Genomic DNA, 11,888 nt, shown 5'->3' with positions numbered 1-11,888 from the left:
GCGCGTCCTACGGCGTCCGAAGCGGTGCGCGTGTGCGTGCATCGCTGGCGCTGCCAGTGGTTTTCTGCACCGAGGAGGGAGTATGGAAGCCTTGTCCGAAACGCTGCGCGGGATCGCCGCAAGGGGTCCACTGGGCCTGTTTATCGATGGGCAATGGCGCGCAAGCACCGGCGATCGCACCGTCGATGTGATCGCGCCGCACACCGAAGAACGGCTGCTGCGCTACACCGAACCCTCGCCCTCAGATACCGAAGCGGCCATCGCCGCTGCACGCAGCGCATTCGACAACGGCCCCTGGCCGCAGCTCTCCCCGCAAGAGCGTAGCGTAGTGCTCAAGCGGGTGGCCGACCACTTGCGCGCACGCATGCCGGAGTTGGCCGAAGCATGGACGGGCCAGGTGGGCGCCACCCTCGGCTTCAGCAAGCGCGCGTCGCAGCAGGCGCCGGATCTATTCGATTACTACGCCGATCTGATTGCCACCCATGCATTCGTCCAACCGCGTGTGCGCCCCAGCGGTGGCCGCGTGCATGTGGTGCAGGAGCCGGTTGGCGTGGTCGCCGCAATCACGCCCTGGAACGCGCCACTGGTATTGCTGTGCTACAAGGTCGCCGCCGCACTGGCTGCCGGTTGCACGGTGGTGGCCAAGCCCTCGCCGGAGACACCGATCGATGCCCATATCCTGGCCGAGTGCATCAGCGCCGCAGGCGTGCCCGATGGCGTGTTCAACCTGCTCCCCGCCGGCCGCGAGGTGGGCGAGCAATTGATCCGCCACCCGCACGTCGACAAGGTCAGCTTCACCGGCTCCACCCAGGCCGGCCGCTCGATCGGGATCGCCTGCGCCGAGCGCCTGGCACGGGTTGGCCTGGAGCTGGGCGGCAAATCGGCCGCAATCGTGCTTGAAGATGCCGACCTCGCCAAGATGCTGCCCACCTTGGTGCCCTACTCCATGCCGATCGCCGGACAGGTGTGCTTCTCGTTGACGCGCGTCCTGGTGCCGACGCAGCGCCGCGAAGAAATCCTGCAGGCGTATTGCACGGCACTGAGCGCAGTGAAACTGGGCGACCCGTTTGCGGCAGACACCGGCATGGGCCCGTTGGCCTTGGGCCGCCAGCTCGAACGTGTGCAGTCCTACATCGCCAAAGGCAAGGCCGAGGGCGCACGCCTGGTCATGGGTGGTAGCCGCCCGGCACACCTGTCGCGCTGCTTCTTTGTCGAACCGACGGTGTTTGCCGAGGTGACGCCCGACATGGCCATTGCGCGCGAGGAAATCTTCGGACCGGTGGTGAGCTTCATCGACTACCACGACGAAGCCGACCTCATCGCCAAGGCCAATGCCAGCGACTACGGTTTGCACGGCACCATCTACAGCGAAGACGCCGAACGCGCCTATCGCATCGCGCGCCGCGTGCGCAGCGGCAGTCATGCGATCAACGGCATGTGGGTAGATATCAGCATGCCATTCGGTGGCTTCAAGCACTCGGGCATCGGCCGCGAAGGCGGTATCGCAGGCCTGCATGCCTTCCTCGAAACCAGAACCCTCTACCTGAGCTAGCGCACAGCCGATAGAACGCGCCCATGCCTGCGTGCTGGCATGCACATCGCCACCCGAGTGCGCACTGCATGCCTGCTGTTCGCCAGCGTACGTGTGGCTGCACCCTGCATTCGCGCACCACGTTCTCCGGGAGGTCTAAACCTTTCGCACCCAGCCGCCGCACTCACACCCAGTCACTTCCCCCTCTCCCAGAAGACCGTGCCATGGCCATGCCGACCGACTCGATCGCTTTCCACGCCCGTCTCTCGCCGCAACAGTTTGCCGCACGCGACCTAGTGCTGAGCCTCGAATGGACCTACGCCGAACTGGACGCGTTGGTGGGCCGCCTGGCGGCCTTGTTGCGCCGGCGTGGCTGCGTCGATGGAGAGCGGCTCGCGGTGCTGGCGCGCAATTCGGTGTGGCAGGTGGCCCTGCACTTTGCCTGCGGGCGGGTCGGCGCGATCTATGTCCCGCTCAACTGGCGCTTGAGCGCCAGCGAGCTCGATGCGCTGCTGCAACGCGCCGAGCCGCGTGTGTTGCTGGGCGACGATGTCGCGGCCGCTCGCACGGACATGGACGCCCTGGCGGACTTTATCGCCAGTGCCGATGCACTGGAGCCTGCCGACACGCCATCGATTCCGCCGGATCGTGTGAGCCTGATCCTGTTTACCTCCGGCACCTCAGGTCAGCCCAAGGGCGTGATGCTGAGCGAGCAAAATCTGCAGCACGCCGCGCATAACTTCGGCGTCACCACGCGCGTGGACGCACGCAGCAGCTTTCTGTGCGAAGCGCCGATGTTTCACATCATCGGGCTGGTCACCAATGTGCGCTCGGCGCTGGCGGTGGGCGGCTCGATCCAGGTGTCCAATGGCTTCGAGCCCAAACGCTCGTTGGGCTGGCTTGCCGATCCATCGCTGGGAATCACGCATTACGTCGGCGTGCCGCAGATGATGCAGGCATTTCGCAATCAGCCCGGCTTCGATGCGGCAGCGCTGCGCCATCTCACCGCATTGGTCAGCGGCGGTGCGCCGCACGCCAGCGACGATCTGCTTGGCTGGCTGGACGATGGCATCCCGATGGTCTGCGGCTTCGGCATGAGCGAAGCAGGCACGGTGTTCGGCATGTCGGTGAACTGCGATGTGATCCGCAACAAGCTGGGCGCGGCCGGCATCGCAACGCCCTCGGTGCAGACGCGCGTGGTCGATGACAAGGGCAACGACTGCCCGGCGGGCGTTCCCGGTGAACTGCTCTTGCGCGGCCCCAACCTCAGCCCCGGTTACTGGCGCGACCCGCAGGCAAGCGCCGAGGTGCTCGATGGGCAGGGCTGGTTCCGTACCGGCGATATCGTGCAGCGCGATGCCGACGGCTTCTTCTGGGTCGTCGACCGCAAGAAGGACATGTTCATTTCCGGCGGCGAGAACGTGTATCCGGCAGAGATCGAAGCCTTGCTCGCAGACCATCCGGACATCCGCGAATGCGCAGTGGTCGGCCTGGCCGACCCGCAGTGGGGCGAGGTGGGCTACCTGGCGATCGTGCCGGCCGCTGCGGCACCGGACCTGGAGGAGATCCGCAATTATCTGACCACCCGGCTGGCCAAGTACAAGGTGCCCAAGCATCTGCGGTTGGTGGACGCACTGCCGCGCACGGCAACCGGCAAATTGCAGAAAGCGCGCTTGAGGGACACCTTGGCCAGTGACACCTGATGTGCCCTTGGCGGCGCGAATGCTCACCGCCGAGGGCACAACGGGCAGCCTGGGCTGCCCGTTGCTCTGGCGCGGCGCACGATCCACTGTCTGCAGCCGCGCTCGACATCCGTTGAGCGTTGAGGCAGCTCAGCAGGAATCGCGAAGCGCCGCGCGTTGCGCCGGCCTTACGCGATCACGCCGACGCATCCAGCAACACATCGTCTTCGCCAACGCGGTCGTCCACCCACACCGCGCCTTGTTCGGCCATGAGGGCGAGCTGGTGCTCCAGCTCGCGCATCAGCAAGCGCACGCCGGGCTTGTGCATTGCGCTCCCATCGCGATAGATCACTCCGCCTGCGCGCGCCTGCGAGGGTTGCTGCAACTGGAAGGCACGCAACTCGCCGCGTGCGATGTCGCCGGCCACCATCATGCTCGGCATCACCGCAATGCTGTCGGTACCGAGCAGGATTTCGCGCGTGAAGCTGGCCGAGCTGGAACGCAACTGGTCGCGCGTTGCAAGTCCGTGTTCGCGCATGACCTGCGCCACGTCGCGTTCGACATGCTGGCTCAAGGTCGGCAGCACCTGCCGGTAGGCCACCGCCTCGGCAATGCGCACCGGCCCATTCGCGAACAGCGGGTGGTCGCTGCGCGCCACCAGCGCAATCGGGTCCTGGTACAACACCTTGCGAATCAATGCGTCGTAGCGGGCAAGCGGATACAACCGCCCGACCACCAGATCGATCTCGTTACCGGCCAGCTTGGGCAACAGCTCATCGGTGCGGCCGTGCAGCAAGCGCACCCGCAGCGTGGGTTCGGTGCGATACAACGCCGCCAGCACCGCCGGCAGCAAACCGCTGGCCGCCACCGGCAAGGCGCCCACGGTGATCGTGAGCGCATCGTCCTGCAGCAGACCTTCGAAGGTGTCCTGCGCACGTCGCAGCTGCCCCAGCACCACATGCGCAGTCTGCACCAGCACCTCGCCCATCGCGTTGGGGCGCACGCCGCGCGAATGCCGCTCGAACAGCGGCGCACCGACGATCTCTTCGATCTCCTGCAAGGCGCGCGTGAGCGCGGGCTGGGTGACATTCAGGACGCGTGAGGCGCGCAACAGGCTTTTCTGTCGGTCCAGCGCTTCGATAACACGCAGGTGCCGCACCTTGATGCGATGTTCAAAGAACACGGAAGACATGGTCATGGGGGTGGGCCTTACGTTGGGAAGTCGGATGATGCGGCGATGCGGCGCACAGCCAGTACGCATAGCTCAGCGCGCATGGGGCACACGCCGCGTCTGCATGAAGTCTTCGAACGATTCGCCGCGCATGATTGCGTAGACCTGCAGATTGGTCATGCGCACCACGCGCGCGAATTTTTCGATGACGAAGAAGTTGGCGCCGTACTGCACCAGGCCAAGCCAGTCGCGCGCACGGATCAGCGCCTTCTCCTGCTCGGTGAGGTCGGCTTCCTGCATCAATACTTCTGCATCCTGCAAGAAACGATCGCGCCACGGGGCGCGGATCATGTGCCAGAAAAAGCGGTTCAGGCGCAGCGCGCGATTGCTGGTGCGCAGATCGAACAGGTACGTGCCGCCGATCTGCTCCATGCCATGGGTTTGCGGATTCATCAGCACCTCCTCAGGCCGCGGCGGCAGTGCGCGCAAGCAGTTCGGCCGAACGCGGCGCGCCGGCTGCTTCTTCGCCCGGCTCGTACAGCACCACGGTCATCGCAGTGGTGGTCATCAGGTAGTAGTTCTGATGCAGCTTGCGGATCGGCCCATCCAGCGCGCCGCGCATCGCCAGCCACATGATCTGCTCCACGCTCTCCGCACCGCCCAGGCGCACGTAATCGGTGTGGGTGAGATGCGTGAGGGTCTCGGGCGCATGCTGGAAACGGTCCAGAAATTCCATGTCCCATTCGGTGTTGTTGAACCCGGTGCGTTCGCCATGGATCTGGTGCGATAACCCACCGGTGCCTACCACCACCACCCGAAGATCTTCCGGATACGATTCGATCGCGCGGCGCACCGCCTGGCCCAGGCGATAGCAGCGCCGCGCGGTCGGCAGCGGATACTGCAGCACGTTGATGGCGATCGGCACCACCGTGCCCGGCCAGTCCGGCACATGCAGCCATAGCAGCGGCAGCGGCGCCGCGCAGCCATGGTCGATCGGCTTGTCCTGGAACACGGTCAGGTCGAATTCGTCATTGACCAGGCATTCGGCGATATGCGCCTGCAACTGCACGTCGCCGCGGATCGGCGGCAGGTTGCGCAGGCCCGCGCCCTCGTCGGCAACCGGAAAGCGCTCGCCCACGCCCAGCGCGAAGGTGGGATACAGATCGAAGAAGAACGTCGTGCAGTGGTCGTTGTAGAAGAACACCAGCACGTCGGCCTGTTGCGCGGCCAGCCACGCGGCCACTGGCGTATAGCCGTCGAACAACGGCTTCCACACCGGGTCCTGCTGCTTGCCCTTGTCGTAGGCCACCCCGATGGTGGGAACGTGCGAGGTCCCGATACCGCCGATGATGCTTGCCATGTTGCGCTCCTGCGACGCGGACCGGGCCCCGATCAGGGCAGGCGCGCGTCAGTGGGTGATTCGGGATCTGCAACGCAATGGATCCCAACAAAGCGCGACCAACGACGCCGGATCGCCAAAACGGTATCCTTGGGATCCAAATTGCCATAAAGCGATCTCATCCGCAAGGTCTTTATACCTGTAAGTGAGAGTTTTCCCTGTCGAAGGAACGTGCGCTGCGGTATGGCGCGAGAGAATGGAGCCAATGGCGAACAACCACCGATTGCAAGCGATTCAGCAGCTACGCGAATTGATCCTGTGCGGCACCTTCGCGCCCGGCGAGCGCGTCACCGAGGCGGCACTGGCCGAGCGCCTGGCGATTTCGCGCACGCCGATCCGTCAGGCCCTGCCGGCGTTATGCCAGGAAGGCCTGCTGGTGCAGGCGGGCAGCCGTGGTTACGCCGTGCGGCGCTTCAGCCAGCAGGAAAGCCTGGATGCCCTGGCGGTGCGCGCAATGATGGAAGGCATGGCCGCACGCACCGTCGCCGAACAGGGCGCCCCCGCCGAGCTGCTCGCCACGTTGCATGCCTGTCTGGGCGAAGGCGACCGCATCCTGGCCAGCCGCAACCTCTGCGCCGACGATGAGCAGGCGTATGGCGCAATGAACGACCGTTTCCACCGCGCCATCGTGGAGGCGGCCAACAAGCCGATCCTGACCGAAACCGTGGAACGCTGCACATTGGTGCCGTTCGTCAGCCCGGTCAACGTCGTGTTCGGCCAACGCACTGCCGCGCTTGCCTACGACGATCTGTTTTACGGACACAGGCAACACGGCGCGATCGTTTCGGCCATCGAACAACGCGATGGCGCACGCGCGGAATTACTGTTCCGCGAACACGCCAACACGCAACGGCACAGCATGGGAATCTGAAACGCACGTGTTGCGGCGGTTGACCCATTGCACGCGCTGTGCCGCATATTGATGGATGACGTGGAGTGCACAGCGCAAACAGCGCAAGCCGATCCACTCGGCACATTGCACCAGCTCCAACCCAAACGCCGGCATGCGCCGGCAATGTGGGACGCGTGACCGGCGCGCGTTACAGCGAGTGCACAATCATCAGGTTATAGCTATTGCCTGCCACCGAGTTCTCGACCTCGATAGGGAGGTAAACATTGAAGTTGAGAAGGTTCTTTTCGTCGAACCGCCAGGACAACCCAGGGCCAACATAGAACTGCCTGCGCTTGCTGTCGGGGATGCTCTGGTCGTTGGTGCGGTTGTTCTTCAACTGCTGCAGGTAATACCCATTGATGCCCAGACGCAATTGTTCGGTAACCTCGACCGAGCTGGCGAAGTTTGCCCAGAGCACATCGCCGGCCTGGCCATTGCGAAAACGGAACCCGGGAATCGGCGGCACGCCACCGGCGCGGCTGGTGCGGAAGTTGTAGAGATAATTCAGCCGCCCGCTGATTTCCCAATTGTCGCTGGGTTGCACGGTGAAGGCCCAATGCGGTGCGACCGACCAGAAACCGGTACTCTGGTTGATGGCGATATCGCGATCGAACTTGCCCACGGGCGGGAAGGCGTCGATGGCAAACCGCTGGAAGAAGAACACCCGCCCATCGCGCATCACTGGTGGCATCTGCAGCGCCGGCCCGAACGAGATATCGCCCATACCCAAGCCATTGCTGCTCAAGCGCACCGGGCTATCGGCAGCGACGGAGGTGTCGTAATTGACCAGCGGCACGATCGCATTGAAGCTCAACGAACCGCCGTTCCAGGTGTATGGCGTGACGTAGATGAGCTGAGTCAACGCGACGCTGACCCCAACCTTGGGGTCGCGGAACGCCGGCGAATTGTCGCCGCTGGCATTTTTGATCGCATCGAAATCGTAGTACCGCAGATACTCGATGGCCGTCCATCCAGGCTTCATGGAGCCGAAGCCATCTAAGAAGCTGGTGCCCCCCAAATTGATGCCTTGCGGTGGCGCCGCGGTTTCCGGCACAGCCTGCGCCCACGCTGCTGGCGACGCTGCGGCCAGCAAGGCAGCGATGATCAATGCAGGTTGACGAGGCGACAGCGCACGCGACAACACCGAACCACAACGAGCAGACGAATGGACGCGTTCCACTAGGCGAATCTCCGATGCAAAGGGAATGGAGGACTGCGATGCGACGCGACGTGGAGGGGGAGAAAACGGGACCGCAAGAGGGCGACGCGCGGCGTGCGCCATCAGGACCGCGATGGGTAAGGGTGTCGTCTGCAGCCCGGATGCGCTGACTCAGCCGGTGCCGATCCGCAGCAGCAGCGACCCGAGCCGTTGCTGGAACAACCAGCGCCCCTGCTCGAGCACCAGCACATCCTCGAAGCTGCCCAGCAATGCCGGCGATTGCGCCGTCCACGGCGGCGCTGCGGCGGTATCACCAGCGGTGTAAAGCAGTACGTGGCTGTGCGCGTGCGCCAGCGTGTGCGACTGGACGCTGACCAAGGTATCGAGCATCAGGTGGCACGTTGTGCGCGGCGCACGCTCGCGAAACGACTGCAAGATGGCCTCGCGCCCATGCACGGGCGCATCCGGTGCACTGGGGCGCGCGAACACACCATCGTCGGTGAACAACGCGGCGAGGCCGGCATGATCATGGCGATCGTTGTACAGCGCGAACCGGCGGATCGCTTGCTCGCAGGCGATGATGATCGAGGCGTCTTCGTGCATGCAGCGCTCCTCAAGACGTGACCAACGCAATCTCGATACCCGACGAACGACGTGTTTGGGCAGCAGTCGCCACGTCGTGCCACGCGTTCGGCCGACGCGCCATCACGCGGCCTGCAACCAGTCGCGCAGCGCGTCGCTGACGGCGGCAGGTGCTTCGACCGGCGCCATGTGCCCGCAGTGCTCGAAGATCGCCAGCCGCGCCTGCGGAATGTGTCGTGCCATGTCCTGATGCCGCGCCAACGGGCTCCACGCGTCTTGTCGCCCGACTCCCAACAACGTAGGACACGTGATGTGCGCGAGCACCGGCCCCGCATCGGGGCGTTCCAGCAAGGCGTTGGTCTGCCCAGCAAAACTCTGCGCACTGTGCCGCTGCACCATGGCCATCAAGCCATCCATCAACTCGCTGTCGGCGCTGTGATCGGGGTGCAGCATCGGCGGCAGCCAGCGCTGCGCCAGCGCCTGCATCCCCTGGGCGTGCGCCAGTCGCACCAACGCAAGTCGTTCTTCGCGTTCGCCGGCGCGGCGCGGCGCGATGCCTGTATCCAGCAGGGCCAGCCGCAGCACGCGCGCGGGCGCCTGGCGCATGATGTCCAGCGCGACCCGTCCGCCCATCGAATGTCCCGCCAGCGCAAAGTGCGGCGGCGCGACGGCCAATACATGCGCGGCCATCTGCGTGATGCTGTCGAAGCCGGCGAAATCCATCACCTGCACGTCGGCCAGATCGCGCAGCGCGACGCGCTGCGGTTGCCAGATGGCGGCGTCGCACAGCAGGCCGCACAACAGCAGCACTGCCGGCTTGGACGAAGGAGGCGCAGACGAGGTCATGGCGCGACTGTAGCCACGGCAGCCACGCACGTCGTATGGAACCTGCTGCCTTCGCTATAGCATCAAAGGCATATCAAGGCATGACAGGCAGCCGCCGACGCCGATTGCGGCGGCTGGCGCGATTGGCTCACGCGCCGCCGGAGGCGCGCTTCCACAGCACATCGACCAACGGCGGCAACTTGCCGGCCAGGCCCAATACCGATCCGCGCAACAACGTCAGGTGCATTTCGTCGTTGGAAAACACCGTATTGATCGCATCGAAGCCGTAGGCGGCAACGGTGTTCTCGCTGCGCCGGGTACGTGCCCAGCGTTGCAGGCGATGCGGCGCGGCCCAATCGGCACGTTTGGCCATCGCCTCGCGCACGCGCTGCCGAAACGCCGCCACATCGCGCAGGCCCAGGTTGACGCCCTGGCCGGCCAGCGGATGCACCACATGCGCGGCATCGCCCAGGGTCAGCACGCGGCCGCTGACGTACTGCTGCACCAATTGCCATTGCAGCGGGAAGGCGGTGCGTGCCGACACCACGCGTACCTCGCCCAGGCGCGCCGCGAAGGCCTGGGTCAACTCCCGCGAGAAATCGGCATCGTCCAGCGCCAGCACGCGCTCGGCGTCGGCATCCGGCAAGGTCCACACAATCGAACTGCGGCCATCGGCGAACGGCAGGAAGGCCAGCGGCCCGGTCGTCAGGAAGCGCTGCCAGGCGGTGGCCTGATGCGGGTGTTCGGTTTCCACGAAGGCGACCACGCCGCGCTGTGCGTAGGCATGCCGGGAGACCGGCAGCCCGGCGAGTTCGCGCAGGGTGGATGCTGCACCATCGGCGGCAATGGCCATTGCCGCTTCCAGCCGGCTGCCATCGTCCAGGCGCAGGCGCACGCTGGCGGCGTCCTGCTCCAGCTCGACCACGCGTGCCGGGCAATGCACTTGGATGCCGGCCGCATGCACGGCGGCCCACAAGCGGTCCACCAGTACGTCGTTTTCGATGATCCAGCCCAGTTGCTCGCGTCCCAGCGTGTCGGCGTCGAAGCCCAGCTCTCCGCCTCCGCCAGCATCCCAGACCCGCATGCGCCGGTAAGGTTGCACGCGGGCGGCACGCACCGCATTCCACACGCCCAGGCTGTCGAGCAACGCGGCGTTGTCGGCGGCGAAGGCATAGACGCGCAGATCGGGTTGATCGGCATGCCAACGTGCAGGCTCGCGCCCTTCGACCAGGGCAACGCTCAGCCCGGCATCGTTCAACGCCAGCGCGCAGGCCGCGCCGACAACGCCACCGCCGACGATCACGGCCTCGCGCGTGCTCCGCCGGCTCATGCGCTGCTCCGGCACAGTTGCGGCACATCGCCACGGAAGCCCATGGCACCGCCCACCAGCATCGATTGCAGCGGGGCCGCCTGCGAGGTCGCAAACAAGCCCAGGCTACGCAACGGCCGCAGCAACGGCGCCGGGTTGCCGGTGAGCCGCGCCAGACCGCTGGAAAACCCGATGGTGTGCTCGCGGTCCACCCGCCGCCGCGCCAGATACTCGGCCAGCAACGCACCGGCACCGGCATCGCTGCGATCGTGCTCGATCAATTCGGCCAGCGTCAGCGCATCGCGCAACCCCAGGTTGAAACCCTGTGCGCCGATCGGATGCAGCGTCTGCGCCGCATTGCCCAGCAGCACCACGCGTTCGGCGATGAGGCTGTTGGCCAGCACCTGCACCAGCGGATAGGCACTGCGCTCGCCGCTGGCGACCAAGCGCCCGGCACGCCAGCCGGCTGCTCGCTGCAGGCGGGCCAGCCAGCCGGCGTCGTCGAGCGCAGCCACGGCTTCGGCCTCGGCGCGCGCCACGCAATGGATCGCGCCGTAATGGCGGTCGCCGCGCGGCAACAGCGCGGTTGGCCCATGCTCGCCAAAACGCTCCCAGGCCGTGCCATCGGGCGGTCGTGACGCACGCACGCGCGCCACGAACAGGGTCTGCAGGAAATCATGGGCATCGGTACCGATATGCAGCAGCTCGCGCACCGCGCTATGGCTGCCGTCGGCGCCGACCACCAGTTTGGCCTGCACACGTTGCTCGCCCGCATCGGTGGCCAGGCGCACCGCGCGCAGATCGTCCTGCACCGGCTCTATGCCGATGCACCGCGCAGGCCGGTAACGGCGCAGATGGGTCAGTTCGTCCAGACGCGTTTGCAAGGCATCGCCGAAGTCGCGTGCCACCACCACCTGGCCGAAGGCGTCGCGGCAATAATCGGCCGCGTCCAGTTGCACGCGGCCGAAGTCCCCGGCGCGGCTGACATGGATGCGCCGGATCGGCCTGGGCGGGCTGCGCAGCTTGGCCATCACCCCGAGCGCACCCAGCGCGTTCACGGTGGCCGCGGCGAAACTGAGGTTGCGTTGATCAAACACTGCCGGCGGCGCACCGGCCGGAGTGGCCTCCACCAGCCCGACATCCAGGCCGAGGCGGTCCAGCGCAATCGCGAGGCTGGAGCCGACCAGGCCGCCGCCAACGATCAGAACGTCATGGGGATGTGTCATTCCCACATGATAAGCCTTCGCCCCCTGCGCGTTGCCGCCTGAGGGCGGGACATCTTGCCGCGCCCGCTGCCGCCTGCACCTTGCATGGCTTGCGCGCACTGCAGGGCTTCAC

The 11,888-nt window shown here is 65.8% G+C and carries 11 protein-coding genes; 3 read left to right on the top strand and 8 right to left on the bottom strand.

Annotated elements, in window-relative coordinates; translation table 11 throughout:
• Nucleotides 1–82: 82 nt before the first annotated feature.
• Nucleotides 83–1,552: an aldehyde dehydrogenase gene (locus F7R02_RS00500; RefSeq protein ID WP_139370963.1), complete on the top strand. Its 1,470-nt coding sequence runs from the start codon at nt 83–85 to the stop codon at nt 1,550–1,552.
• A gap of 203 nt (nt 1,553–1,755) precedes the next feature.
• Nucleotides 1,756–3,234, top strand: a complete 1,479-nt coding sequence (locus F7R02_RS00495; RefSeq protein WP_078538192.1) for an AMP-binding protein — start codon at nt 1,756–1,758, stop codon at nt 3,232–3,234.
• Nucleotides 3,235–3,409: 175 nt separating this feature from the next.
• Here F7R02_RS00495 and F7R02_RS00490 read toward each other — a convergent pair whose 3' ends face one another.
• From F7R02_RS00490 to F7R02_RS00480, 3 genes are all read right to left on the bottom strand, one after another.
• Nucleotides 3,410–4,411 carry a LysR substrate-binding domain-containing protein gene (locus F7R02_RS00490; protein ID WP_005925852.1) on the bottom strand — a complete coding sequence of 334 codons (1,002 nt, stop codon included), beginning with the start codon at nt 4,409–4,411 and terminating at the stop codon, nt 3,410–3,412.
• Between the two features lie 66 nt (nt 4,412–4,477).
• The gene (locus tag F7R02_RS00485; RefSeq protein WP_003487477.1) at nt 4,478–4,837 is read right to left on the bottom strand and encodes a protocatechuate 3,4-dioxygenase subunit alpha; all 360 of its coding nucleotides are present in this window, start codon (nt 4,835–4,837) and stop codon (nt 4,478–4,480) included.
• Between the two features lie 10 nt (nt 4,838–4,847).
• Nucleotides 4,848–5,744, bottom strand: a complete 897-nt coding sequence (locus tag F7R02_RS00480) for a gallate dioxygenase (protein WP_078590004.1) — start codon at nt 5,742–5,744, stop codon at nt 4,848–4,850.
• A gap of 235 nt (nt 5,745–5,979) precedes the next feature.
• Here F7R02_RS00480 and F7R02_RS00475 point away from each other — a divergent pair, with 235 nt between their 5' ends.
• The gene (locus F7R02_RS00475) at nt 5,980–6,654 is read left to right on the top strand and encodes a GntR family transcriptional regulator (RefSeq protein WP_078590003.1); all 675 of its coding nucleotides are present in this window, start codon (nt 5,980–5,982) and stop codon (nt 6,652–6,654) included.
• Between the two features lie 169 nt (nt 6,655–6,823).
• On the opposite strand, the gene F7R02_RS00470 is transcribed toward F7R02_RS00475, so the two are convergent.
• The 5 genes from F7R02_RS00470 to ubiH all read right to left on the bottom strand — a co-directional run bounded on the left by F7R02_RS00470 (nt 6,824) and on the right by ubiH (nt 11,776).
• Nucleotides 6,824–7,855 (bottom strand): SphA family protein, encoded by a 1,032-nt coding sequence (locus F7R02_RS00470; protein ID WP_167520942.1) that lies wholly within the window; start codon nt 7,853–7,855, stop codon nt 6,824–6,826.
• A 150-nt stretch (nt 7,856–8,005) separates the two neighbouring features.
• Nucleotides 8,006–8,437, bottom strand: coding sequence for a nuclear transport factor 2 family protein (locus F7R02_RS00465; protein ID WP_003487468.1), 432 nt, complete (start codon nt 8,435–8,437; stop codon nt 8,006–8,008).
• A gap of 102 nt (nt 8,438–8,539) precedes the next feature.
• The gene (locus tag F7R02_RS00460) at nt 8,540–9,262 is read right to left on the bottom strand and encodes an alpha/beta fold hydrolase (RefSeq protein ID WP_003487465.1); all 723 of its coding nucleotides are present in this window, start codon (nt 9,260–9,262) and stop codon (nt 8,540–8,542) included.
• A 127-nt stretch (nt 9,263–9,389) separates the two neighbouring features.
• A complete protein-coding gene (locus F7R02_RS00455) occupies nt 9,390–10,571 on the bottom strand; it encodes a UbiH/UbiF family hydroxylase (protein WP_078590031.1) in 1,182 nt (393 codons plus the stop codon).
• Entirely contained in the window at nt 10,568–11,776 is a 1,209-nt protein-coding gene (ubiH, locus tag F7R02_RS00450; RefSeq protein ID WP_078590002.1) for a 2-octaprenyl-6-methoxyphenyl hydroxylase, read from the bottom strand. Before ubiH ends, F7R02_RS00455 begins: the two co-directional genes overlap by 4 nt.
• Nucleotides 11,777–11,888: the final 112 nt, after the last annotated feature.

The organism is Xanthomonas cissicola (assembly GCF_008801575.1).
Classification (GTDB): domain Bacteria; phylum Pseudomonadota; class Gammaproteobacteria; order Xanthomonadales; family Xanthomonadaceae; genus Xanthomonas; species Xanthomonas cissicola.
Note: the sequence above shows the minus strand (reverse complement) of the source record. Positions and strands in the feature narration are given on the sequence as shown.

What these genes read in the sequence shown, in the direction of transcription:
- F7R02_RS00480 (WP_078590004.1), bottom strand. Translation starts at nt 5,744, where the DNA reads ATGGCAAGCATCATCGGCGGTATCGGGACCTCGCACGTTCCCACCATC.
- F7R02_RS00485 (WP_003487477.1), bottom strand. Translation starts at nt 4,837, where the DNA reads ATGAATCCGCAAACCCATGGCATGGAGCAGATCGGCGGCACGTACCTG.
- F7R02_RS00455 (WP_078590031.1), bottom strand. Translation starts at nt 10,571, where the DNA reads ATGAGCCGGCGGAGCACGCGCGAGGCCGTGATCGTCGGCGGTGGCGTT.
- F7R02_RS00465 (WP_003487468.1), bottom strand. Translation starts at nt 8,437, where the DNA reads ATGCACGAAGACGCCTCGATCATCATCGCCTGCGAGCAAGCGATCCGC.
- F7R02_RS00490 (WP_005925852.1), bottom strand. Translation starts at nt 4,411, where the DNA reads ATGACCATGTCTTCCGTGTTCTTTGAACATCGCATCAAGGTGCGGCAC.
- ubiH (WP_078590002.1), bottom strand. Translation starts at nt 11,776, where the DNA reads ATGACACATCCCCATGACGTTCTGATCGTTGGCGGCGGCCTGGTCGGC.
- F7R02_RS00475 (WP_078590003.1), top strand. Translation starts at nt 5,980, where the DNA reads ATGGAGCCAATGGCGAACAACCACCGATTGCAAGCGATTCAGCAGCTA.
- F7R02_RS00495 (WP_078538192.1), top strand. Translation starts at nt 1,756, where the DNA reads ATGGCCATGCCGACCGACTCGATCGCTTTCCACGCCCGTCTCTCGCCG.
- F7R02_RS00460 (WP_003487465.1), bottom strand. Translation starts at nt 9,262, where the DNA reads ATGACCTCGTCTGCGCCTCCTTCGTCCAAGCCGGCAGTGCTGCTGTTG.
- F7R02_RS00500 (WP_139370963.1), top strand. Translation starts at nt 83, where the DNA reads ATGGAAGCCTTGTCCGAAACGCTGCGCGGGATCGCCGCAAGGGGTCCA.